Below are 25,920 nucleotides of genomic sequence, written 5' to 3'. Positions count from 1 at the left end.
CAGAATCTCACTTCTGCTTTTTATTTACTCATTATACAAATAATAGCATTGTCTGCTGTGATTGTGGCATTTTGATAAGCAACAAAGGCATTCGAAACACAAGCTGTACTTAAAGGTTCTAGTAATAAATCATTAGCTTCATATTTTAAACCTTTAATAGTAATCTTAGTATTAGTTTTTGAAATAAAACTTACATAAGTGATATCTTGATATTTGTCAAAATCTAAGATATTTGTTCCCTTTTCTAATAAAAAGATAATTGAGTCTTGATTTATAAATTTGATCTTGTGTTTAAAAATTAAATTAAAAATTGAAAAATTCTTGTCATATCTTTTTGTAGCATTTGCAATAAAAATAATTTGACTATTTTTATCACAAACTTCTTTAGCTTTAAAAATTGCTAATTCACCATCTAAATAGTCTTTTTCAGAACTTCAAATTTCATATTTTTTTGCAGTTTGCTTAATTAATTCAAGTTCAGAAAGATCTACTTTATCAAAATCACCAATCGCTAGATCAATTTTAATCTTTTTTTTAATTAAATCTAAACAACCTCTTTCAACTCCAATAATAAAGTTGTCGTTGTCATTAAATATTTCTAAGTTAATATTTGTCTCAGCAGTAACAATTAAAGCCTTTTTATACTTCATCAAATAATCCTTGCACTCTAGATTCAAAATCGTCTGATCCAAATAAATAACTTCCAGCAACAATCATATCAACACCAGCTTTTTTGACTAACTCTGAAGTTTGTTTATTAATTCCTCCATCAACTTCGATGCTATATTTATAATTATTTTCTTGTCTTCACTTAAAAAGAGTTTTAATTTTATCTAAACTAGAATCGATAAATTCCTGACCACCAAATCCTGGTTCAACACTCATAACTAAAACATTATCTAGTTGATATAAATATTCTTTAATAGTTTCTAAGCTGGTTTTAGGACGAACTGCAAGAGAAGCTAAAATGTTATGCTTTTTACACATTTCAATAAACTGGTTAATGGTTGTTTTATTTTCTAATGATTCAACGTGCATAGTCATCATTTCAGGTTTTGCTGCAATATAATCTTTAAAAAAATCTTCAAATCTCTTAGTTTTAACTTTTATCATAAAATGAACATCAACTTTGATATCAATATTTTTTTTAATGTCATGTAAAATTTTTGATCCAAATGTTAGATTGGGCACAAAGTCAAAATCCATCACATCATAATGAATTCACTCTATATTATTTTTCTTACATAGTTCAAGTTCTTGTTGTAATTTCATAAAGTTAGCTGATAAAACAGATGGTGCAATAAGATATTTTTTCATATTAATATTTGTTCTCTTTTCTTTGTTTCATTTCAATAAACACTTTTACATAATCATTATATATAAAACTAGGAACTAAATGATTTTCAACTGCTTGTTTAACTGCACAATTTAGTTCATGAGTATGACTACAGTCAATAAACTTACACTTATTCAGATAAGGTCTAAAAACTTCTCAAGAATATAAGATATGTTCAATATCAATGTTGTTTAAATCAAATGCTGAAAATCCTGGGGTATCAGCTATAAAAATATCATCATCTAAATAATAAAGCTGAATACTGGTTGTAGTGTGTCGACCACGATTTAAGTTTTTTGAAATTTCGTTTGTTTTAATTTGATCTTTAATTGGTAGAAAATTGTTTAAAGTGGTTGACTTGCCAGCTCCAGTTTGTCCGGTAAAAACACTAATTTTATTTTCTAAACTTTGTTTTAACTTACCTAAAACTTCTTGCTTATTTTCTTTACTATCTTTGTTATTAATGATTAAAACATCATAGTTCATCTTTTGATATCAATTAATCTTGTGCATCACTTGATCAAAATAACTAGTTTTTTTTAGTAAATCTATTTTTGTAAATATTAATATTGGTTTAATTTTTTCAGTTTCTAACATCATTATGTACTTATTTAATAAAAAAGAAGCAAACAATGGTTCATATAATGCAGTTACAACCAAAACCTGATCAACATTAGCTATTTTAGGCCTATCAAGTTGGTTTTTTCTTTGATTAATTTTAACTATATAACCATAACCATCATCTAAAAGTTCAAACTCTACATTATCTCCAACTTTTGGTTTTAGATCTTTTTTAATATTTCCCTTAGCATGCACTTTATAAGTTTGTTTGTCTTGTATACAAAATACATAACTTTCAACACTATCTTTTTTAATAATAATTCCTTGCAAAACTCTCACCTCTTATCTAAATATAAGCATCATTACAAATAATATTAACAACGCTATTAAGATAACAAAAGCAGGAATTAAGTATTTGGAAATAAAATCATTAACAAAACTTTCATACTTAATATTGTAATTGTTTTTAATTCCTGCGATTTTGTCATGTTCTCAGTCCATGAAAGGAAAGTCTTCTTTGACTGATAATTCTTGTTTAGCTTTTTGTAAATCTATTAATAGTTCATCAAAATTTTTGTAACGGTTCTTTCACTCTTTGGCAAGACAATGCATAATAATATTTTCAATTGCCTGTGGAATGTTGGGATTAATTACTCTTGGTCTTGTAACTTTTTTAACTACGTGTCTTTTAAAGTTTTGTTTTTCTCTTTCTTTAACATCCTGTTGATTGCTACTAGTATTTAAAAACAAAGTAGTTCCTGTAATAAATTCAAACATCATTACTCCGACTGAGTAAATATCTGATTCAAATCTAAAATCAGCTTTTTTTGCTTCAAAACTCATAAATTGCTCTGGAGCTGTATATCTAGGAGTTCCTGGTGAAAAGATATTTTCATTAGTTTCACTAATAATACTTTTAATTTTAGAAATTCCAAAATCTGAAATCTTAACTTTTTGATCATCAGTAATTAAAATGTTAGCTGGTTTAACATCTCGGTGAATAATATTACTGTCATGGATTTCTTTTAAACCCTTAGCAATTTGTTCAAAATAATAAATGAATTCTTTGGTTGATAAAATATTACTATAAGCTGAAAACTTTTTTGAAAAATCAGTTCCTTGAGTTAATTGCATAACTATCACATAATAATTTTCTCAATCAAAAACATCTTTCATATTAACCACACTTTTACTAAATGATAGTTTAGCAAAAGTATTAGCTTCATAATTTAATCTATCTATAATTAATTTAGCGTTCTTACTTTTGGTTTTTAGCATTATTTTAACAGCAACAAAAACATCTTTTTTACTTAAAAAAGATGCATCTAAATCAATTGCTTTAAAAACAGAAGCAAATGCCCCGCATTAATAAATTCTAAAATTTTGTATCTTTTATTAATTATCTTATTAATTAGTTGATCATTTATTATTCCGTTATTATTTTTATTACTATTATTCATTCTATTTAACCTCAACTAATATAATAGAAAGATTGTCTGTTGATAAATTTGCCATAGCAAACTTAGTGATATTTTTGATCTTAGCTTTTAAAGATGATTTTGTTTCTAAAAATTCTTTTAAAGTTTGATCATCGATATAATCGTAAACACCATCTGAAGTTAAACAAAATAAACCTTTGTTATTTTCAACAATGTAATTATCAACTTTTAGTTTTTTATTTGGTCCTAAAGCACTTGTTAATATTTTTCAATAAGTAATTTCATTAAATCTTGAACCGTAAAATTGTTGTGCTTGTTGTTTTAGTTGCTCTAAATCATAAGTTGAATTCATTAAGTTTTGATCAACTGTAATTTGCTTTAAAAGATTGTTTGTTTGATCAAGTTTATAAATTCTTGAATCACCAACATTAACCACATAAGCTTTATGATTAGTAAAAATTATTGCTGAAAGTGTAGTTCCCATATCCAGAGCTTGAGAATCTTGTTTGACATATTCGTTCATAGTATTTAGTGTGTAATTAATAGCTGATTTAAATCATTCGAGAATTTGCTTATCAGTTTTATCATTAAAAGTTTGTTCTTTAAAAGAGTTAATAAAACAATCAACAGTGATTTTTGAAGCAACTTCACCTTTAGCATGACCGCCCATACCATCACAAATAATCGCTAGAAAAGATCCATCACTATTTTTAATGTGATCTAAATAATCTTGATTATTTTTTCGATAATTACCTTTATGAGTTAAATCTGCAACTTTTATTTTCATGTTAATCCTTACAGTATTATTTTATCATTATGTCAAACAAGCCATCATGTTATCTTTTCTTTGGTCTGCTAAAGCTATATAGACAGGATATTAAGATTATTAAAAAGATAGAAATTGACATATATAAATATGGGTTTGTGGTAACTTTTTGCTCTTGTTTTTTAATTTTATTATCAGTTCTTGGTTTTTTATATGGATTTGGCTCTAGTGAAGAATGATTATTAATAGTATTATTTGCTTGGTTATTTTGATTATTATCAATTATCTCTAATTTGATTTTTTTAACTCCATAAAATTTTTTTGAAAAATTCTTTTTAACAGTGATAATTAGTTGGTTATCTTTAATTTGATAATTTAAAGCAGTGTTTAATCACAAAGCTAATTTAGGTATTGAGTCTTTAACATTATCAAGTTCATCTTTGGTAATTGTTAAAAAGTTAGGTTCAATCAAATGTTCAATATTAATTTTTTGAGTAATCGGAATTGTAAAAAAAACACTTTTAAGTTGTGCTTGATATTTTTCTTTAATTGGTATTTCAATAGTAATTTCAGTTTCATCGTTTCACTTAAATTTTGAAAATTCTAATCTAGAAAAATCATTAATTTTTCACTTGTCAAAAAGATTTTGAAACTGATTTGAATTATGAGATCTTGTTATTTTTGATTTGACTGTTTTTTCATATTCAACAACCATTTTTTCAAGTTGATAAAGATTTTCAAAATTGTTGTTTGCTAGCTTATGTTTTTTAATTTGATCAGTTAGTCTTTTTGGAATCTGAAATTTATACTCAACTTGATTAATTTTGTAAACTGCTTGTCTAATATGTGGACCTGCTAAATGAGTATGTTCTCAACTTGTTGCTGGTATTTTTTCAAAGATTGAATCTTCAAAAATATTTAATAATTGATTAGTTTTATCATAAGCACAATTTCACTTAGTATAAAAATCATGGAAGGCTTTAAAATTACCCCTACCAATAGCAAGTGGATCTAAAGTACATACTACTCCTAGATATTCTTTTTGATTTCCACAATTAAAAATTTCTTGGCTTTCAAAATTACAAATTACTTTTTTAAACTCTTTTTTAGCTATTTGATCTGTTTGATATTGTCTTTGAATTTCAATATCAAATGAAATTTTCATATCTAAACCATCATTTAAATAATTTAAAAACTTATCTGATATTTTAAAAATAAAATGTTTTTGAAAAAAATTTCTTAATAGTTTAGGATTATGTGTTCAGCCTATTGGTGCCAAATCAATATTTGCATCAGGTTTTAAATCATTTAAAAAAGTAATTGTCTTTTGATAATTAGGCTTTTCAGTAAATGAAAAACTATTATTAGGATTTTTAATAGTCACTTGAGTTTGTTTATCAAAACTACTAGTATTAGTAAGTAACTGAGCTGAACTAAAAAACAATGGTAGTAATAGTTTCATATCTGCACCTCAATAAGGTATTAAAAAAATAACATGAAACTAGATCTTTTTTAGCTTACAAATATAAAATCCATCAGTATTTTCTTCAAATCCAAAGATTTGTTTTTCATAAATTTTAACCATATCTTGATGTTTGTTTAAAAACCTTATGATTTGGTTTTGATTTTCATTTTTATTAATTGTGCAAGTCGAATAAACTAGCTCACCATTACTTTTTAAGTTATGATAAGCACTTTCTAATAATTCAGCTTGTAATTTAACAGTTTGTTTAATTTGTTTAAAATCAAAATTAAGTTTGATTTCTGGCTTTCTTTTCAAAACACCAAACCCTGAACAAGGGGCATCTAATAAAATAAAATCAAAATAATTAGTTCGATCGATTTGTCTAGCATCTAAATTAGCTAACTTAATGTTTTGACAACCAAGTCTAGAGATATTTTCTGCTATTAAACCTAACTTATTTTTACTAATCTCATTTGCTAAAATCATTCCTGTGTTATTCATAATTGCGCTTAAATGAGTTGTTTTAGAACCTGGAGCAGCACACATATCTAAGACATTAGCATTCAAGCTAGGATTTAGAACTTGACTAACTAAAATTGAAGCTTTATCTTGAATTGTAATTAAACCGTTTTGATATAAACTAGAATTAACAATTGCTTTGTTAGCAATAAAACAATCTTTAAGATTAGTTTTTTCTAATAAAAACTCATCTTTATATTTTGCAAAAAACTGATTAGCTGAAATCTTTAAACTATTAACTCTAAAATAAATTAGTGGAATTTGATGATTATCAATAACTATTTTTTCTAAGATCTTTTTGTCGTATTGTTGTTTTAACATTAAATATAAACTATAAGAAAAAGAGTGTTTGATACACAACTCTAGTTCTTGATTTGCTAGTTTGATCTTAGTATAACTTTTTAGATTATTAATAAATTTTTTTAAAATGGCATTTACAAAACCACTTGCTTTAAGACTAATTGTTTTAGCTAGCTCAACTGATTGACTAACAACTGCATAATCTGGAATAGCATCTAAAAAGATTAATTGATAAATAGCAAGTCATAAAAGAATTTGTAGTTCTTTTTGTGTTTTTTTATAATTAATTAATTGATTAATAAGATATTCTAAATAAATTTTGTTGGCAATTGTTCCGTGAACAAGATTAAAAATTAAATCCTTATCTTGATTTGATAGTTTTTGTTGATTTAAAGAGTTTAGTAAAATATTAGAATAAGATTTATTAATAAAAACTTTTTTTAAAATCTTAAAAGCAGTTTGTCTAGCGTTCATCATCAAGATGTTTTTTTTGTTCAATACTAAAGAAATTAATTTTAAACATTAGTTTTTGAATTTTAAAATAAACAAAATCTTTATCTAATAATTGTAAAAAATCTCCATGACCTAAAACCTTATGATAAACCTTTTTAGTTAAAAGATTAATTAAATGTTTTTCAGCATCAAAGTTTTTGGCTTGAGTTTTTTCTGTTTCATTTCTTGCTAGTAACTTAACATTTGTTTCTCAATTATTAACAAAATACATATAATGTTCTTTAATAATTTCTTCAACAATTTTTTCAAGTCTTTCATAAACTGTTGGACCATTAAGATCAGTTAGTCCTTCTAAGTGTAAAACATCAGTAATTTTAGCAACTGCATTAGCAACATTGTCATTTTCAATCACATAATCATAATTATGTTTTAATGGTACTTCAATCAAAGCTTTATCAAGCCTTGCTTTAATTTTTTCTTCACTTTCAGTTTGGCGACCTCTAATTCTGTTAGCTAGTTCATTTAAAGTTGGAGGCATTAAAAAAAATGATAGTGTGTTTGGTTCTTTATTTAAAACTTGCGTTGCACCATCAACTTCAATTTCTAAAATTACGTTGTAACCTTTTTCTAGTTCTTGTTCGACATATCTTCTAGGAGTTCCATAAGAATTACCAACAAAATGAGCATATTCAATTAATTCATCATTAACAATAGCTTTGGCAAATTGATCATTTGAAACAAAATGATAATTAACTCCATCAACTTCATTTGGTCTTGGAGCTCGGGTTGTCATTGAAACTGAGTATTTCAATTTTAAGTACTTATTTTTTAATAATTCTGAATTAACTGATCCTTTGCCAACACCACTTGGTCCTGAAATAATAATTATTTTTCCTTTTTTATGACTCATTGTTGTCTACTCCTTGTCATCTTAAAAAATATAAAAATTTATTTTTACAATCTTTAAATCTTAATAACTCTAATTGGTTTAATTTATCTAAATCTAGTTGTTGACCTGTTTCACAAACAATCACTGCTCAAGGGTTTAAAATATGATTTTCTAATAAATAATTAATAATCTCATAATAATAACTAACATAGTTATCAACAGCAAATGGTGGATCTAAAAATACTAGATCAACTTTTTGGTTTGTTATTTTTAATAATGTTAATAATTCTTTAAAATCTTTTTGATATAAAACATAATCTGTCTTATTAATTTTAGCTAAATTCTCAGCAATGATCTTAACAGCTTGTTTATTAAAATCATTGATGATTGCATAACTAACTCCTCAACTTAATGCTTCAATTGAAAGTGAACCACTACCTGCAAATAAATCTAAACTAGTCTTATTTTCAAAAATAAAATAATTATTTAAAATATTAAAGATATCTTCTTTTATTCTAGTTAAAGTTGGTCTTGTTTGTTTGGAATCTAAAGTCTTTAATTTCATTTTTTTATACTTACCTGAAATAATATGCATAGATCCTCCATTAATAATTATTATAACATTATAACAAATCTTGCTTTGCTATAATATCATTAAATGAGGTGTAAAATGAATATCAAAGATTATTTATTACAAGATCAAAAACCATCAAATTCGTGACTTTTTAAAGATACTAATCAAAAAGTAATTAGAGCAACTTGCCAGGCAGTTAACAATCCAGAACAACTAACTTCTGATGAAGAACTAGTTGTTAAAAAATTAATCGATTTTGTTGTTTTAAGTCAAGATCAAATAAATAATCATCCAGATTCAAGTGATTATTTAAGACCCGCAGTTGGACTAGCTGCTCCACAAATTGGAGTTAATAAAGATATCTTTTATGTCAGATTTAACACTAATGATGAGCAAATTAAACATTTTGCAATGATCAACACTAAACTAATTTCTAAATCAAGTCAGATTGTAGCTTTAAGTGATGGAGAGGGTTGTTTGAGTGTTGATACTGATCATGATGGTATTGTTCCTAGAGCTTATAAAATTGTTGTAGAAGGTTATGACTGAATAACTAAACAATATCTAACTTTAACTTTAAGAGGTTATCAAGCAATTGTTTTTCAACATGAAATGGAACACAATCTCGGAAAATTATATTATGATCATATTAATAAAAAAGATCCAATGTTTATTCAAAAAGACTGAATTTTAATATAGTTTGTAACCTACCTTGTATTTGATAATAATACAAGGTTTTTAAATTCTAAATTTCTTAATTAGCTATCAAATTTATAAAAATGCTTATGTATTTGTTTTTTACTTTTATATGGTATAAATTATATTAAGAACACATCTAATTTGCATTTAAAACAGAGTAAAAAATAATAATATCTTACTAAAATTTTATTCTAAAAATAAGGGGGAAAACATGTTAAAACAAAACAAGCCATCTACTGATGGACAGTTAAACCAATTAGATAAAGACTATGATGATGAAGGTGATCAAATTAATATCAGTATTGATGAAGAGAATTTCAAACCATATGTTTTTAAACAAAAACAAGTAAAAAGAAAATACAAACAAACTGATATTGCAACAAAAGTCTTTGCACTAGGTGGACTAGAAGAAGTTGGAAAAAATACTTATTGTATTGAATATGATGATGAATTAATTATTATTGATGCTGGAGTTAAATTTCCTGATGCTTACATGTTAGGAGTTAATGCTGTAATTCCTGATTATTCATACCTAGTTGAAAATCAACATAAAATTAAAGCATTATTTGTTACTCACGGTCATGAAGATCACATCGGAGGAATTCATTATCTAGTTCAACAAGTCAAAATTCCAGTGATTTATGCTCCTAAACTTGCTGCAATGTTAATCAGAGATCGACTAAAAGAATACAAAATTCAAGACAAAACAGTTGTTAAAGAATATGATGCCGATGACACGTGAGCAACTAAAAACTTAAAAGTAAGTTATGCTGCATTAAACCATTCCATTCCTGATGCATTTGGTATTTTAGTTGAAACTCCAAATGGAAATATTTTTTCAACTGGAGATTATAAATTTGACTGATCACCACTAGGTCATTTTGCTGAGTTAACAAAACTAGCTGAAATGGGAGAAAAAGGAATTGAGTTATTAATGGCTGATTCAACTAATGCTGAAGTTGAAGGTTATACTCAAGGTGAAAAAAGCATTATTTCAAATATTGACAAGTTATTTTTACAAGCTAAAGGACGAATTTTTTTAACAACTTTTGCTTCAAATGTTCACAGAATTCAATATATTGTTGAGACTGCTCATAAATACGGAAGAAAAATTGTTATTTTAGGTCGCTCATTTGAAAGAATCATTAAAATGATCAGACAACTTGGTCATTTAAAAATCAGTGAAAAAGAATTTATTAAATCAACTGATATTGATAAATATAAACCAAATCAAATTATGATTTTAACAACTGGAAGCCAAGGTGAACCAATGGCTGCTCTGTCACGTATTGCTAATGGAAAACACTTAGCAATTAATATCATTCCAGGAGATACTGTGATCTTTTCATCTTCTCCAATTCCAGGAAACAGAGCAGATGTTGAAAAATTAGTTAATAAACTAACTAGAATTGGAGCTAAAGTGATTGAAAATAGTTCTGATAATAAAATTCATACCTCAGGTCATGCAAGTCAAGAAGAACAAAAACTATTATTTAGTTTAATAAGACCTCGTTATTTTATGCCTATGCATGGTGAATTTAGAATGTTAAAAAAACACGTCGAAACAGCAGAAAGTGTCAACCTTGAAAAAGGTAACGGCTTTGTAATGGCTAATGGTGATGTTTTAGAGTTATTACAAGGAAAAGCAAAAATTGGTCGACGTGTTGAAGCTGATGCGGTTTATGTTGATGGTAAGGATATGACAGGCCAAGCAAGCAACGTTATCAGAGAACGTGAGATTCTTTCAAAAGATGGTTTAATTGCTGTTGTTGTTTCAATTGATTCACAAACTAACACTTTGATTGCCCAGCCAAGAATTATTTCTAGAGGTAGTTTTTATGTCAAAGATTCAGGAGCAATTATTGGAGAATCAATTTCAATCATAACAAGCGCTATTAATGAAGTTTTATCAAATCAAAAACCAACATTTGCAGCGATTAAAAAAGCAATTAAAGCTTCTTTAAGTCCATATATTTTTAAAGAAAAAAGAAGAAATCCATTGATTATTCCAGTCATTTTAAACAAAAAGTAAGACTTTAATCTTTATTTTATTAAATTTAGTTTTGTAATATAATAACTTTGGTATCTAAAAGAAAGGGAGTTAATTATGACTAACAATAAGAGTTATAATTCCACAACAAATACTAGTGATTACAGAGATCATAGACAATGAGTGGTAATCGCTCAAATTTTTGGAACTTTTTTTGGAGTTCTAGGTCTAATTATTGGTATATACTATTTAGAACAAATAGACTACAACCGACTACAATTAGAACAAAAAACCTGATTGGCAATTGGATATGCTGCAATTGCTCACTCATTATGAAGAGCAATCGCTACAGCGTATATAATAATTAGATTTGCAAGAACATCAACAGATGATGAACTTGTTGCAAATCGTTATGTTCTTTCGGCTTTAAGTTTAAATATCGGTGGTTTTTTAACACCATGATTACTAACTAGTCTTCCAAACAGAAGCACACAATCAACAATTAATTCAAAATGGTTTTTAGCTAGAGTTTTTTCAGTTTTAACTACTGTTGGATTTGCAATATTTCTAGGTGTGCTTGTATGACAATTAAATAGAGCAACTGGCGGAACAATTGCAAATGCATTTAACCAATCAAACGCTGCAAAAGATTCATTATTAGGATTTGTGATTGTTGCTGGAGTTTTTGTAGTTATTGGATTATTAACTATTATCTTATACTTTAACAAAAACTCAAAAGAACGTTTTGAAGGTGATACATTCACAGCATCAATAATGAAATTCTTTGCATACTTTTACATCATAATAACAACTATTGAACTAATTATTTTAATGATTGTTTCAATCATAAGAATGCTAGGTAATATTGCCCGAACACTTTCAAGAATGTTTAATTCACAAGGTATTCAAGCATTCCTTATATTTATCTTTGGAATGCTAAATATTTTCCTTCAAGTTTGATATGTAATCTATCTACAAATAATGATTTCAAGCACAATTCGCGGTATTTGAAGACGTGACGGAATTGTTTCAATTAAATACTATGATAAGCTTCAAGAAAAAGAAGACCAAATGGCAGCAAGAGTCGCAAGATAGTAAATAAAACCTTATATTTTCGTAAGGTTTTTATTTCTTATAAAAGATATTTTTATCGATATTTTCTAAGATTTACCTATGCTAAAACAAAGAATAAATCAATTATTTTAAAAAATGATTGTGCATAATATTATTAAATCCGCTTTAAAAATCGGAAGAAAGGATGAAAATGAAAATCATAAAAAATTGAGCAGATAAAAATAAAATGCTCTATGGAACATTATTGTGATCGTTCATCGGATTTGGTTATCTACTTTTCATAGCTAACTGAACATTTGCAATAGGTTTAGCTGGACAAGGTATTGTTAATGGAAAAGCAACACCTGGATTCTTATCTTATTTTCAAGTTCATAACTCAGCTAGCTTTGAATTAATAGATAAAGCAGCAAACTGAGCAATTACCTTTGGGCGTGGGATTGGATCAGTTGTTGTAGCATTCTTATTAGTGCGCTTTGCACATAAAAGAGCGACTCTAATTGCTTGTACAATGACTTTATTTGGAATTCCGGCTCTTTACATGCCTGGAACAAATTCAGGATATATATTATTCTTAATTTTTAGAACAATTATGGCAATTGGTGGAACTATGTTAACTATTTTGTTCCAACCAGTTGCAGCAAATTTCTTTTCAAAAAAAAGTAAATCTATTTACTCACAAATATCAATTGCATTCTTTCCTTTAGGTTCAATCATTTCAATTATTCCTTTTGTCTTTGTTTCAGATGGTGGTGGAATTGAAGCGCTAAGAAACAGTTGAAGAACAGTTTTTTTAGTAATTTCATTACTATATTTAATACCTTTACTAGCAGTTCTAGTTTTAGGAACTGATTTTGATGTTAAAAAAGACGAAGAAAAAGTTAACGGATTTAAAATTCTTAAAGGTTATTTAAAGAAAAAAGCTACTTATGCTTGATTATTATTATTTGGTGGATGACTAGCAATTGGGGTCTTTCCAACTTCATTAAGTGTTGTTTTATTTCCATGAATTTCAGGGCTTGACAAAGAAACTTTAGGTAAACAAATCAGAATTTGACAAGTTCTGTTCTTATGTGGAGGAATTATTGGTCCACCAATTGTTGGATTATGGTCAAGATATAACTTAAAAAGAAGATGGTTCATTGGAGCAGTTATAAGTTTAGCAATTATTTTCTTTGTATTATCAATCATAACTTATAAATACGGATTGGCTCCTTTATATAACAAAGGCTCAAAATCATTAAATAATGGTTACAAACCAATCTTAGGTTTATTTTACTTGCTTGGGATTTTAACAGGATTCTGTACTTGAGGAATTCAATCAGTTATTTTGTATTTACCTCATGAATACAAAGAAGCAGATCCAAAAACTATTGGATGAATGTTTAGTTTAATTTGAGGATTTGGATACATGTTCTTTACTCTATCACTAATCATCATCACTGCCGTACCTTTAATCAAAGGTTTAAATAACACTCAAATAGCAACTATTCAGTTATCAGCAGTTGTCTTCTTTACGTTACTTTCACTAATTGGGTTATTGATGTTAAAAGAGCCAAGAGATGATGCAAAAACATTTCCTTTTGCTAAAACCAAACCAGAAGATCAAGTTGCAAAAAGAAAAGTTAACTTATAATTAACTTAAAAAATATGATGATCTCTTAAAATAAGAGATTTTTTTATCTTTAAGTGTAAATAAATTCTAATGGTAAGTAATAGTTATAATGTTTTTGATAGTCAAATAAAGGTTTACCAACAATGAATTTTTGATTTCAAGAATCTAACCGATAATAAAACTTATTACAAATATCATTAACATTTTTGTTTAAAACAAAATTAAAACAAAAAGTTTTGTTTAATTGCATATCAGAAATAATAACTGAAGTTAGATCAAACTTACAAACTTGAATTCTTGAAGTTGATGAATAGATTTTTTTAAGTTGCAAATCTTTGAACAGATAAAGTTCATTATCAGTAACAATAAAAAGATTATCACCAGAATAAAAGATTTTTTTAATAGTTAATTTATCCAACAAAGCTTTTTTAGAACCTAAATATTTGTCTTTATCAAAAATGCTTCAATGATCAGAATTTGAAATTACTTCTAACTTATTTTTAATATATTTATAATTTTTGTTAGTTTTGGTTTTTAATGTTGTTATTAATAATTCATTATTAGTTAAACTAATATCTATAATAGTTTCATCAAGTTTAAATCTATATTCTAATTCGCTTTTTATTCGATTAATCACGTTATCAGAAAATGGATCTGCTAAAAAAGCATTTGTGTGTAAGTTTGTTTTTAAATTTTCTAAAACTATTTTCGCATCAATTGCATAAACTGTCGATTGTTTGTCTAATTTAACAAGAAACATTGTATTATCTATAATTCAAAAATTAGAAACTCAATATGAATCTAAAAAAGAAATTGTTTTAAACTTAACCTTCTTTTTTTTAAACATTAGTTACACCTTTTAACTGCATATATTAATGATTATCTCAAAATCTCTTTCTAAACAAAATAAAAACGCTCTAACAGCGCTTAATAATTATTTGTTTTGAATTGCAACAATTCCTGGTAAATCATTACCTTCCATATATGTTAAACAAGCTCCGCCACCTGTTGAAATTCATGTAAAGCTTTCTTTAAAACCTAACCTAATTGCTGCAGCTGCGCTATCTCCTCCACCAATTAAAGTAAAAGCACCATTTTTTGTTTGACTAGCAACAGCTTTACAAATCTCGTTTGTTCCTTTTTCAAAATTTTGAAATTCAAAGACACCAACTGGACCATTTCAAATAATTGTCTTAGCTTGTGATATAACTTGTTTGTAGGCTTGAATTGTTTTTGGACCAATATCTAATCCAGATCAACCATCAGCTATATTTGTTTCAAAATAAGTTGGCTCAACATCTGCAAACTCTTTAGCACAAGCAATATCAAGTGGTAATTGGATTTTGTCTTCTGCTTGACTTAAGTATTGTTTTGCTAGTTCAATTTTATCTTCTTCAACAAGTGAAGTTCCAATAGTTCTTTGCATTGCTTTAAAAAATGTATAACTCATTCCCCCACCGATTAAAAGTTTGTCTACTTTTGGTAGTAAGTTTTCAATAACTCCAATTTTATCAGAAACTTTTGAACCACCTAAAATGGCTATAAATGGTCTTTTAGGATTATCAATTGCTTGTGATAGCATTTCTAATTCTTTTTGAATTAAAAATCCAATAGCTGAAACAGAAACATTTGAAGCAATACCAACATTTGAAGCATGTGCACGATGCGCTGTTCCAAATGCATCGTTTATGAAAATGTCACCTAAACTTGCTCAGTATTTACCTAGTTCAGAATTATTTTTTGACTCAAATTTAACTAATTGGTTATTTACAACATCTTCAAAACGTGTATTTTCTACTAGTACAATTTGTTTTGCTTTTAAGTTTTTAATAGCAGTTTCTAATTCAATTCCTCTAGTAAATGGTATGAAAATTACTTCTTGATTTAACACTTCAGATAATCTCTTTGCAACTGGAGCTAATGATTTTTTCTTTTTATCTTCTTCAGTTTTGATTCTTGATAAATGTGAAAATAAAACTATCTTGGCATTATTATCTAATAAGTGTTTGATAGTTGGTAATGCAGCTTGGATACGATTGTCATCTGTAATCACACCATTTTCAAGTGGAACATTAAAATCAACACGAACTAAGACCGTTTTATTATCCACATTAAGATCACTTAAAGTCTTTTTATTACTATAATTCATAAAACTTTCTCCTTTTCAACTGATTTAATTTTTCTAATCATAAATTATTAATAACTAAAAAGAACTTACATAAAATTTATGCAAGCTCTTAACTGTTAACTTATTATAATTGCATAAAATGATTTATAGTTCTTACTAATTGTGAAACATATGAACTCTCATTATCATATCATGAACAAACTTTAACCATTTGTTTGTTATCAACATCCATAATTTTTGTTAATGTTGCATCAAAAATTGAACCATAATTTGAACCAATAACATCAGATGAAACAATTGGTTGAGTTTCGTATTTCATAGCTTTAGCTAATTCAGCATCTTTATCTAATGCTGATTTAACAGCGTTATTAATTTGTTCAACTGTTAAACCTTGAGAATTAAATTCTACAGTTAAATCAGTGATTGACCCTGTAATTGTTGGCACACGTAAAGCATATCCATCTAATTTTCCTTTTAAATTAGGTAAAACTAATGAAACTGCTCTAGCTGCACCAGTTGTTGAAGGAACAATGTTTCATCCTGCGGCACGTCCACGACGCAAATCTCTGTGGGGTAGATCTAATAGTTTTTGATCATTTGTTACAGCGTGCACTGTAGTCATAAATCCTTTTTCAATACCAAAAGCATCATCTAATACTTTAGCTAGTGGTGTTAGACAGTTAGTTGTACATGAAGCAGCAGAAATAATTAGATCATCTTTTGTTAAATCTTTGTGATTTACTCCATAAACAATAGTTTTTAAATCTCCTGAAGCAGGTGCTGAAATAACCACTTTTTTAGCTCCGGCTTTAATATGTGCATCAGCTTTTTCTTTATCAGTGTAAAATCCTGTTGATTCAATAACTAGATCAATTCCTAGCTCTTTTCATGGTAAGTTGATAGCATCTTTTTCAGAAAAAACTTTGATTTCTTTTCCTTTAACAACAATAGCATCATTAGTGTATGAAATTTCACCTTCACAGAATAATCCGTGAGCTGTATCAAATTCTAATAGGTATGCCAATGTTTTAGTATCTGTTAAATCATTAATTGCGATGATGTCAATACCTTCTTCAAATAGTCTTCTAAAGGTTAAACGACCGATTCTTCCGAATCCATTAATTGCAACTTTTTTTGACATATCTTTTTTCTCCTATCAATATATCACAATAATTATATTCTTTTTTTATGATTTTAAAAGAGTTAAACTCTTTAACAAATAAAGAAACTAACAAGCATTTCTTTTAATGTCTCAATCAACTTTTTTCTCATCGGCTAAAGCTTGTATTCTCGAAATAATACGATTAATCTTAATTTGTTCAATTGCATGATCTTCTTGGTTATGTGCATTATTTTTCTTAGTGATTTTAAAATTTTCTTCTAATTGGTCGATTGAAAAATTAGAAGTAAAAAATGTCACTTTTTTATTTTCCATGCGATAATTTAAAATTTCAAATAAAAAATCATCTCTTGATCAAGGAGATAAAGTTTCTCCGCCGATATCGTCTAAAAATAGCACATCAACTTGTTTTAAGTTATTAGTGATTTCTGCTGCTTTAACTCCTGATGATTTGAATGAACGTCTAACTTTATCAATAACTGATCTTAAGGTACAAAAAGCAACTTTTTTTCCTTTAGCTGAAAAAGTGTTTGCAAGAACTTTAAAAACATAGGTTTTACCAATACCTGGTGAACCATATAAATAAACGCCCTTAGTTTTATTCTTTTTTACATTTTCTAAAGCATCTTTAAGTAAATTAGATCTTTCGTGTTTTTCACTATCAGTTAATAATTTAAAACTAGTATTTGCTAATTCATTAAAATAATAATCTTTAGCAATTAATAAAAAATCTTTTACATCAAAATCAGCATATAAATAATTATTAATGATTTTATTTACTTTATCTTGTTGTTGTTGATGAACACAAAAACTATTTTGAAGATAGAACTGATTGTTTTGAAAAGTAATATCAATCTGATGACCTTTGGTGACTTGTTGGCATTCACTACTAAGATCACACTTTTTATAAGATAATAAAAAATCATCTAAAATATCTTGATTTTTTAAAAGTATTTCATTAGTAATAGGATGTACAGAACTTAACGATTCTTTGATTAATTGCTTAATTCTGGGATTTTGTTTATATTTTACAAGTTGCATTTAATTCTCCTATAAAAGTGCTTCAAGTTCTTCGAAAATAGTACTACTTGATTCAATCACTTGGTTTTGATCTAATGGATTTAACATAGCAGTTGATAAAATTGTGCTATTGTTATAAGCATTTTTGATTTTTTTTAAATATAACATGGTTTTTTGTGTTGTATTAATGTTTCTTTCATACATTGTTTTAGCAATTTTTTGAATATATTTAACAACAATATGACCATTGTTTTTCTTGTAACTAAAATCAATTAAACAATTAATAATACCATCATTAAACCTGTAGATAGTTTTGATTTGTTCTATTGCATTAGTTCAATCTTTTAAATCTAATTGATACTTTATTTTACAATAATCGTTTCAATGCATACTTTCAATAAATTTTAAAATTTCTAGATCTTTTTTAGTTAGAGATTTTGAGTTTTTGGCAGTTTTGTTAGTTTTTTTAGTAATCAATTTGGTTAAATTTTTTTCTAAAAGATTTAGATTAACAGCTTGTTTTTTAAGATCATAAGAAGTTTGAATTAAATTAATCATTTCTTGTTCATTTAGTTTTTTAATAATTAAAATGTCAGCAAAGATTTTTGCAAATTCTTCAGAACAAAAATTAACTAAAATCTCATCTTTTAACAATTCTTTTTCAATGTAATTTAAATCTAAAACTTGTTTTAATTTGTCACAATAAGATGAAACGTTTTTAAAATTGGGTTTTTGCTTAGAAAGATCGCTAATTAATGTGTGATCAACTAAATCAGTAATATCAACATTTATTTCTTCAAATTCTTCTTTATTAATATTATCTGTGTCTTTTAGCATAAACTTAGTGATTTCGTAGTTTTGTTCGCCTAAAGTTTTTTCTAATAAGTTATTTAGATAATCATTATTAAAAAAGTCTTTTTTCTTTAAAGGAGCAAGAACTTGAAACTTAACTAGTTGTGAACCATCTTTTTTAAGATAAACTTTGATAAGATTAAAAGCATTTAAAATATCTAATGAGCTTAGAATTTCTTTATGGTTCATCTGAGTTAAATTAAATAATCTCTCTTCATCTAAGCCTTCATCTTTTAATTTTGATGTGATAGTTTGTTCTTGGATTAAGGTTAAAAATAAGCTCATAGCTTTTGAGCCAATTAGTGGTTGATACAAGCAAGTTAAAGATTTGTATTCTTCAGCATCAATAACTGAAATTAGATCAACTGAGTACTGAAAACCTTTTTTTAACACTTCCATAATCATCCCTCTAATATATTTCTTTATATTAATATTAATACCTTTTAAAGCTAAAATTTTAAGAAAAAAATATTTATTTTTGATTGTTATTTTCTAGATATTTAGCAAGAAAAATAAACTAGATATCTGACTAGTTTATTATAGGTTTTGCACTTTTCAACATTTAGCTTTGACAAACACTGCAATAATAAGTACCTCTATTATTTACCTGTGTTTTTAAAATTTTTGAACCACAATGTTTACATTTTTTGTTATTACGTAAATGAACCAGCAATTCATTTTGATACTCTCCTTTAACTCCTGGAAGTGATTCAAAATCACTAATAGTTGTTCCATTCATTGCAATTGCTTTTTGTAAAACTTGCTCAGAATTATTAATAATATCTTCAACTTGTGATCTAGATAATAGTTTAGCTGGTTTATCAGGCAGAACTTTAGATAAGAATAATACCTCATTGACATAAATATTACCCAGTCCTGCAATGATATGCTGATCCAATAATAAGGTCTTAATAGCCCTATTAGTTTTTTGGGTTTTTGAGTAAAGATAATCAACACTTACTTGGTTATTTAAGGGAATTGGGCCTAGTTGATCTAATCCTGAAACTATCTGATAATCTTTTTTATCATAAATATCTAATGTTCCAAATCCTCTGGCATCATAAAATCTAAAAAACTTTTGATCATCTAAACTAATTTCGGCTCTTAGTCATGATCGATCATAACTATAAGTTTCAGCTTGCTCAACTACTCATTTTCCAGTCATTCTTAAATGAGAGATAATTACATGTTCATTAAGTTCAAGTACAATATATTTTGCTTTATTAAAAACTTTATTAATTTTTTGATTTTTAACCTTTTTTTGAAAATTATCAACCGAATCTGATTTAACAATCTTAGGTGTAAAAATATTAATTCCAAGTATTGTTTTATTAAGTATTTTTGGTTTAATCACTTTAACAACTGTTGTGACTTCTGGTAATTCTGGCATAAAACTCCTTTATTTTAATTGGTATCAAGTTTTTGCTTGAGATTGAGATACTTGTAAGCTAATAACTGCTTGATCATCTATATTTAGTCAAGCTATCATATCTTTTAAAGCTGAATTCATATTTCTAACAACAATTTCTTTAACTTCTGGTACTTGGTTTAAATCGACTTCTAAAATAATTTCATCGTGAATTTGAGCAATCATTACAGCATCTAAATTTTTAGCTTTTAATTCTTTAAAAATTGAAATCATAGCAACTTTTAAAATATCTGAAGCAGTTCCTTGAATTGGCATGTTAACTGCTATTCTTTCACCAAATTTTCTTACTAGATATTGTTTAGAATCAAGTTCTAAAATGTTTCTTTTTCTGTTTGTTAATGTTAAGGCATACTTATTTTGTTTTGCTTTATCAATTTGAGATTGCTTGAATGCTAACAAACCTGGAAATGATCGATAATAATCTTCAATCATTCGTTTTGCAGAATTAATGTCAACATTTAAATCATTTGCTAAACCATAATCAGTTAGTCCATATAAAATACCAAAGTTAAAAACTTTTGCCATTCTTCTTTGCTCTGGTAAAACACTTTGTGATTCTGAAATATTAAAGATTAATCTTGCTGCTTGATCATGAATATCTTTTTGTTGATTAAATGTCTTAATTAGCACCGGTTCTTTTGACATTTGAGCTAGAACTCTTAATTCAATTTGCGAATAATCAAAACTTAAAAAAGTTTTATCTTTTGATGCAACAAAGATTTTTCTAACTTGTTTTTGATCTTCATCTTGAATAGAAATATTTTGAATATTCGGATCAGTCGAACTTAATCTTCCGGTATTTGTTAAAGTATGATTAAAAATTGTATGAATTTTATTATCATCATAAATAAACTTTTCAAAGCCTTTTAAATATGTTGAATACAATTTGCTAAACTTTCGATGTTCTAACAACATACTTACAATTGGATGAAAGGGTAATAGTTTTTCTAAAACTTCTTTTGAAGTTGTGTTTTTATCTAAATTTGGTAGTTCTAGTTTTTCAAACAATAACTCTTGAATTTGTTTTGGTGAAGCAAAGTTAAAATCTTTGTCAATTAAACCTTTTAAAAGATCTCGCATATCTATTTCTAGTCTTTGAAGTTTTTCTAAAATCTGATTAGTTTGAAGTTTCAATTCTTGTCTATCAATAGAAATTCCTTGACGTTCTGCAAGATATAAAACTTCAATTAGTAAATGATCAATTTTATAATATAGCTTTAATGTGTTAGTTTCTTTTAGCTTTTCAATTAACTTATTAAAGTTTTCTTTTAAAATATTGCTTTTTTTACTAATATAACTAGCTTTTAAATTTAGATCAATATTTGGATTTTTCTTAACACCTTTACCAAAAATTTCAATATTGCTTTCAAGATAAATATCCGGATTAATAAGTTTAATTTGATGTTCTAATTCTGATTGAACAAACGCATTTAAAGAGTAACAAGCCACCATGAAATCAAAATTAAAGTTAGTAACATAAATATCATAGCCGGCATTTTTTAATAAATAAGTTGTTCTTTTAATATCATAAGTAATTTTTTCTAATTGATCATTTTTAAAAAAGTTTTCTAGACTTTGATCAATACCATTATTAATTTGATCATCAAAAATACTTAACTGTTGGGCTTGTTTTTTAAAATCTAAATAAAAGTTTCCCTTAGTGTTTGAAATTGCAATTCCAATAATTTCACCTTGATGATAATTTTCTTCTAATGTTTCAACATACACAAAATTTTGTTTATCTTCATACTCTTTAGATCAGTTTTTAATAATTTGAAGATTGTACTGTTCTTGAACTGGTTCTTTATCTAAATCATTATCTGAAATAAAGTTAAATTTATTATGCAGTGAACGCATTTCATAATGATTTAAAAATTTTTTGATATTCGCTAAATTAAGTTCAATTTTTTTAAATTCAAAATCTCTGATTTCAACATCAGTTTTGATAGTTGCTAGTTGTTTACATAAAAACGCAATTTGTTGATCATTTTCCAGTTTTTTTCTGATTGCTGGAGATATTAAAGCTAAATTATGATAAATATTTTCTAATGACTCAAAATCTAATAATAATTTACAAGCACCTTTAGGACCAATCCCACTAACACCTTTTAGATTATCTGAACTATCACCAACAATTGCCTTAAAATCTACTACTTGATGTGGTTTAATGTTTCATAAGTCAAACAACTGATTTTTATCAATTTCATCTAAAATACTAACTCCTTGTTTTGGGACAATACAAATAGTTTTATCTGAAATTAACTGATACATATCCTTATCACTTGATAAAATTTCAATCTTAACATCGTCAAATTGCTTTTCTGCTAGCTTTACAATAGTTCCAACAAGATCATCAGCTTCTACACCTTCTTGTTCAAATCATTGAATATTTGCACTTGTTAAAAATTCTCTAACAATTGGTAATTGCTTAATTAAATCATCAGGAGTTTGTTGTCTTCCAGCTTTATATTCTTGTAGCATTTCGTGACGAAATGTTTTTTTACCCTTATCAAAAGCAACGAAAAGATGATCATAACTTCCACGTGAGCTTAAAACAGAAATCAACATGTTTATAAAAGAAAAAACAGCATTAGTTGGTATTCCTGTTGTGGTTTGTAAGTTTTGATTTGTTGAATATGCAGTTGCATAATAAGCTCTAAAGATCAAAGAGTTACCATCAATAATTAAAATTTTTTTCATTTCTTGCTCCTTATAATGACTTAATTAACTTAATAAATTTTGCTGATTTTTTGTTTTGTCTTAAATTAGGCTGAACTTTAAAAATATAAGCTTTGTTTAACTCAAGACTTTGTTTAAAATTTTGATAATCATTTGCAAAGATAGTCATTTCAATTTCACCTGTACTGTCAAATAATGAAATAAAAGCCATTTTATTATTATTCTTGTCATTAATTTCTTTAATATTTGAAATAAAAGCAAGAATAATTTGATCACTATTTAACTTAAGTTTTGAAATATCAACAAGATTGTAGTTTAAATTTAAATTCTTAAATTTTAAGATTGGATTAGCTTCAATAAAAAAACCATATAACTCTTTTTCAAATCTTGCTAGAGTTTCATCATCAAACTCATCATAATTAATTAAGATTACTTTTTCTTCTTCAGAAATGGTATTTAAATTTTTAAAAGCATTAGCTTGATTGTAAATCATTTCTAGGTTACTAAGCATTGTTTGTTTATTTAAATTTCAAAGATTATCTAATGCTCCGGCTTTAATCAGAATTTGAATAATATTAATTGAGATTTTTTGCTTTGTCATTGCTAAAACAAAACTATTAAAATCTTTAAAAAGTTGGTTGTTTTCTTTTTTAGCATTTGCAAGTTTTTTAACAACTTCATTTCCAATACCTTTGATAGTTGAAAGTGGCATAAAGATTTGTTTTTTTCTAATTTGATAATTAAAAAAGGTATTTAAAACAGTTGGTTTATTTATTTTAATTTGATACTCGCTTAATTCTTTGATGTATTGTTGAGTTTTAACTTCAGATCCGATAACTCCAGATAATAAACAAGCATAAAATTCACAAGTATAATTTGCCTTAAAAAAAGCTAGTCAATAGCTTACATAAGAATAAGCAATTGAATGAGATTTATTAAATCCATAGTTAGAAAATTTTTCAATTCAGTTTCAGATTAAATTAGCCTTGTTTTGTGAAAAATGATTTTGATTAATAGCATTACTAATAAATTCTTGTTTTGACTGGTGCATATATCCAGCATTTTTCTTGCTCATTGCTCTTCTTACGATATCAGCTTTTGCATACGAAAAATTAGCAACTTTTTTAAGCATTTGCATTACTTGCTCTTGATAAACAATAATTCCAAAAGTTGGTTTTAAAATTTCATAAACACTATCGTCAATAACTTTAAAATTATTATTTTTTTTGTTAGCTAAATATTGTGGAATCATTTCTTGAGGTCCAGGTCGATATAATGCTGAAGCATCTGAAATTCTCTGAATTGAATCAACTTGCATTTTAATAATTAAGTCAGTCATTCCTTTGGATTCAAGCTGAAAAATACCAGAAGTATCACCTTTTTGTAAAAATCTAAAAGTTTTTTTATCATTTAAAGGAATCTGATTTAACTTAAGATTTAAATTATAATTTTGGTTAACTAACTGAATAATATCTTGAAGTGTGCTTAAGTTTTTTAAACCTAAAATATCCATTTTAATTAATCCTAATTCTTCAAGATAACTCATATCATATTGTATTTGAAAAATCCCGTTATATCCTATTTTAATCGGAACAACATTTCTTAAATCTATATCAGATAAAATAACTCCTGCAGCGTGTGTTCCAGATTGTCTAGGTAAACCTACAATAACATTCATTGCGTCAAAAATTGTTTTGAATTGTTGATCTTTATAATAATCACTTAATATTTGGTTTTGTTTTACAAAATCAATAAAATTACTTTCTTTTTCTTGGTCTAATAATTTTGAGATTTTATTAACAATATTAAGTTCAATTTTAAAAACTCGACAAACATCTCTTCAGGCCATCTTATAACCAATTGTTTGATAAGTTGTGATTGTTGCAACATTGTATTTACCATACTTTTCAAATAGATATTCTAGAATTTCTTCACGCCTATTATCTTGAAAATCAACATCAATATCTGGTAGTGTTGCTCTTTGTGGGTTTAAAAATCTTTCAAATAATAAATCGTATTCTAAAGGGTCAATGTCAGTTATTCTTAATAAAAAACTAACCAAACTACCAGCAGCACTACCGCGTCCTGGACCAACCATTATTTTTTGTTTTTTTGCAAAATTAACATAATCAGCAACGACTAAAAAATAGTCACTAAAACCCATGGTTTTAATAACATTTAACTCATAATCTAATCTAGTTAAATACTGAGCAACTATAATTGGTTTTTGAGTTTTTCGTTTATATTGAGTGTATTTTTTTAATGAAATAAGACACTTTTGTCTTAAAAATTGATTAGTTGAAAGATTATTTGGAGCTTGATACTTAATTAAATATTTTGATTTACTATCAAAAAGATCAAAAGAAACTTTTGCTGCAATTTCTGAAGTTATTTTGTCAATGTTTGTAATAGAAAAACTATTTTTTTCTAAAAAATCATTATCAGGATAAAAATTTAAATTCTTTGATTGAACTTGATCAATGGTTTTTGACTCTCTAATAGCTTGTAAAATACTATAAAGATAACCTTGTTTTGAATCTAAATAATTAATAGTTTGTAAATATAAAGCTAATTGCTCAGCATCATATAAATCAGTAGTTAGAATATCTGTTAGTTTTGTTTTAAAATCAGTGTCGAAAAATTTTGCAACAATTACAACATTATTGTTTAATAAATCACAAAGATATTGTTTAATCTCTTGATCTGAATGATCAAACCCATCATATAAATAACTAGATAAATTACAAATAAGTTGATAACCTAATCTATTTTTTGCATAAATACATATTTTGGTTTGATCAGCAAATTCTAAACTAACTCCAATAATTGGTTTAATGTTTTTCATCTTTGCTTTTTTAACAAACTCAGCAACTCCATACATTGAATTTTTTTCACAATAAAAAGCATATTTGAAGTTATGCTTTTTTGCAAAGAAAATATAATCATCAATTTTAATTAATGAATCTAAAAAATTATATTCACTTTTAACTGTAAACATTGGTAAAAAATTCATGA

21 protein-coding genes are annotated in these 25,920 nt (G+C 26.5%); 4 read left to right on the top strand and 17 right to left on the bottom strand.

What is annotated here, in order from left to right; genetic code table 4:
- Nucleotides 1–20: 20 nt before the first annotated feature.
- The 9 genes from MPUT_RS01075 to rsmD all read right to left on the bottom strand — a co-directional run bounded on the left by MPUT_RS01075 (nt 21) and on the right by rsmD (nt 8,323).
- Nucleotides 21–650 (bottom strand): thiamine diphosphokinase, encoded by a 630-nt coding sequence (locus tag MPUT_RS01075; RefSeq protein WP_014034966.1) that lies wholly within the window; start codon nt 648–650, stop codon nt 21–23.
- A complete protein-coding gene (gene rpe / locus MPUT_RS01070; protein WP_014034965.1) occupies nt 640–1,317 on the bottom strand; it encodes a ribulose-phosphate 3-epimerase in 678 nt (225 codons plus the stop codon). The genes MPUT_RS01075 and rpe overlap by 11 nt, the downstream gene beginning before the upstream one ends.
- A 1-nt stretch (nt 1,318) precedes the next feature.
- Nucleotides 1,319–2,227: a ribosome small subunit-dependent GTPase A gene (gene rsgA / locus MPUT_RS01065; RefSeq protein ID WP_014034964.1), complete on the bottom strand. Its 909-nt coding sequence runs from the start codon at nt 2,225–2,227 to the stop codon at nt 1,319–1,321.
- 12 nt (nt 2,228–2,239) lie between these two features.
- On the bottom strand, nt 2,240–3,211 hold the full coding sequence (locus MPUT_RS01060; RefSeq protein ID WP_231992273.1) for a serine/threonine-protein kinase: 972 nt from the start codon (nt 3,209–3,211) through the stop codon (nt 2,240–2,242).
- Between the two features lie 147 nt (nt 3,212–3,358).
- A complete protein-coding gene (locus MPUT_RS01055) occupies nt 3,359–4,123 on the bottom strand; it encodes a PP2C family protein-serine/threonine phosphatase (RefSeq protein WP_014034963.1) in 765 nt (254 codons plus the stop codon).
- Nucleotides 4,124–4,172: 49 nt separating this feature from the next.
- Nucleotides 4,173–5,564 carry a hypothetical protein gene (locus tag MPUT_RS01050; RefSeq protein WP_014034962.1) on the bottom strand — a complete coding sequence of 464 codons (1,392 nt, stop codon included), beginning with the start codon at nt 5,562–5,564 and terminating at the stop codon, nt 4,173–4,175.
- Nucleotides 5,565–5,603: 39 nt separating this feature from the next.
- The gene (gene rsmB, locus MPUT_RS01045; protein ID WP_043714046.1) at nt 5,604–6,860 is read right to left on the bottom strand and encodes a 16S rRNA (cytosine(967)-C(5))-methyltransferase RsmB; all 1,257 of its coding nucleotides are present in this window, start codon (nt 6,858–6,860) and stop codon (nt 5,604–5,606) included.
- On the bottom strand, nt 6,850–7,749 hold the full coding sequence (gene gmk, locus MPUT_RS01040) for a guanylate kinase (RefSeq protein ID WP_014034960.1): 900 nt from the start codon (nt 7,747–7,749) through the stop codon (nt 6,850–6,852). Before gmk ends, rsmB begins: the two co-directional genes overlap by 11 nt.
- Nucleotides 7,739–8,323 (bottom strand): 16S rRNA (guanine(966)-N(2))-methyltransferase RsmD, encoded by a 585-nt coding sequence (rsmD, locus tag MPUT_RS01035; RefSeq protein WP_014034959.1) that lies wholly within the window; start codon nt 8,321–8,323, stop codon nt 7,739–7,741. Before rsmD ends, gmk begins: the two co-directional genes overlap by 11 nt.
- A gap of 75 nt (nt 8,324–8,398) precedes the next feature.
- On the opposite strand from rsmD, the gene def reads away from it, so the two are divergent.
- The 4 genes from def (at nt 8,399) to MPUT_RS01015 (ending at nt 13,698) form a co-directional block, all read left to right on the top strand.
- On the top strand, nt 8,399–9,001 hold the full coding sequence (gene def, locus MPUT_RS01030; protein ID WP_014034958.1) for a peptide deformylase: 603 nt from the start codon (nt 8,399–8,401) through the stop codon (nt 8,999–9,001).
- Between the two features lie 211 nt (nt 9,002–9,212).
- Entirely contained in the window at nt 9,213–11,033 is a 1,821-nt protein-coding gene (locus MPUT_RS01025) for a ribonuclease J (RefSeq protein WP_014034957.1), read from the top strand.
- Between the two features lie 75 nt (nt 11,034–11,108).
- Complete coding sequence (locus MPUT_RS01020) at nt 11,109–12,086, top strand: hypothetical protein (protein ID WP_014034956.1); 978 nt, start codon at nt 11,109–11,111, stop codon at nt 12,084–12,086.
- A gap of 169 nt (nt 12,087–12,255) precedes the next feature.
- The gene (locus tag MPUT_RS01015; RefSeq protein ID WP_014034955.1) at nt 12,256–13,698 is read left to right on the top strand and encodes a hexose phosphate transporter; all 1,443 of its coding nucleotides are present in this window, start codon (nt 12,256–12,258) and stop codon (nt 13,696–13,698) included.
- A gap of 49 nt (nt 13,699–13,747) precedes the next feature.
- Here the strand turns inward: MPUT_RS01015 and MPUT_RS01010 are convergent, their stop codons facing one another.
- The 8 genes from MPUT_RS01010 to dnaE form a co-directional block, all read right to left on the bottom strand.
- The gene (locus MPUT_RS01010) at nt 13,748–14,524 is read right to left on the bottom strand and encodes a hypothetical protein (protein WP_014034954.1); all 777 of its coding nucleotides are present in this window, start codon (nt 14,522–14,524) and stop codon (nt 13,748–13,750) included.
- Nucleotides 14,525–14,611: 87 nt separating this feature from the next.
- Nucleotides 14,612–15,826, bottom strand: coding sequence for a phosphoglycerate kinase (locus MPUT_RS01005; RefSeq protein WP_014034953.1), 1,215 nt, complete (start codon nt 15,824–15,826; stop codon nt 14,612–14,614).
- A 103-nt stretch (nt 15,827–15,929) separates the two neighbouring features.
- Nucleotides 15,930–16,946: a type I glyceraldehyde-3-phosphate dehydrogenase gene (gene gap, locus MPUT_RS01000; RefSeq protein WP_014034952.1), complete on the bottom strand. Its 1,017-nt coding sequence runs from the start codon at nt 16,944–16,946 to the stop codon at nt 15,930–15,932.
- Nucleotides 16,947–17,033: 87 nt separating this feature from the next.
- A complete protein-coding gene (locus MPUT_RS00995; protein WP_014034951.1) occupies nt 17,034–17,966 on the bottom strand; it encodes an ATP-binding protein in 933 nt (310 codons plus the stop codon).
- Nucleotides 17,967–17,975: 9 nt separating this feature from the next.
- Nucleotides 17,976–19,202 (bottom strand): DnaD domain protein, encoded by a 1,227-nt coding sequence (locus MPUT_RS00990; protein WP_238523149.1) that lies wholly within the window; start codon nt 19,200–19,202, stop codon nt 17,976–17,978.
- 157 nt (nt 19,203–19,359) lie between these two features.
- Nucleotides 19,360–20,187, bottom strand: coding sequence for a DNA-formamidopyrimidine glycosylase (gene mutM, locus MPUT_RS00985; RefSeq protein ID WP_014034949.1), 828 nt, complete (start codon nt 20,185–20,187; stop codon nt 19,360–19,362).
- 9 nt (nt 20,188–20,196) lie between these two features.
- Complete coding sequence (gene polA / locus MPUT_RS00980) at nt 20,197–22,926, bottom strand: DNA polymerase I (RefSeq protein ID WP_014034948.1); 2,730 nt, start codon at nt 22,924–22,926, stop codon at nt 20,197–20,199.
- A 10-nt stretch (nt 22,927–22,936) separates the two neighbouring features.
- Nucleotides 22,937–25,918: a DNA polymerase III subunit alpha gene (dnaE, locus tag MPUT_RS00975; protein ID WP_014034947.1), complete on the bottom strand. Its 2,982-nt coding sequence runs from the start codon at nt 25,916–25,918 to the stop codon at nt 22,937–22,939.
- Nucleotides 25,919–25,920 lie beyond the last annotated feature (2 nt).

This window comes from Mycoplasma putrefaciens KS1 (assembly GCF_000224105.1).
In the GTDB taxonomy this organism is placed as follows: Bacteria; Bacillota_I; Bacilli_A; order Mycoplasmatales; family Mycoplasmataceae; genus Mycoplasma; species Mycoplasma putrefaciens.
This window is presented reverse-complemented; position numbering and strand designations above follow the sequence as displayed.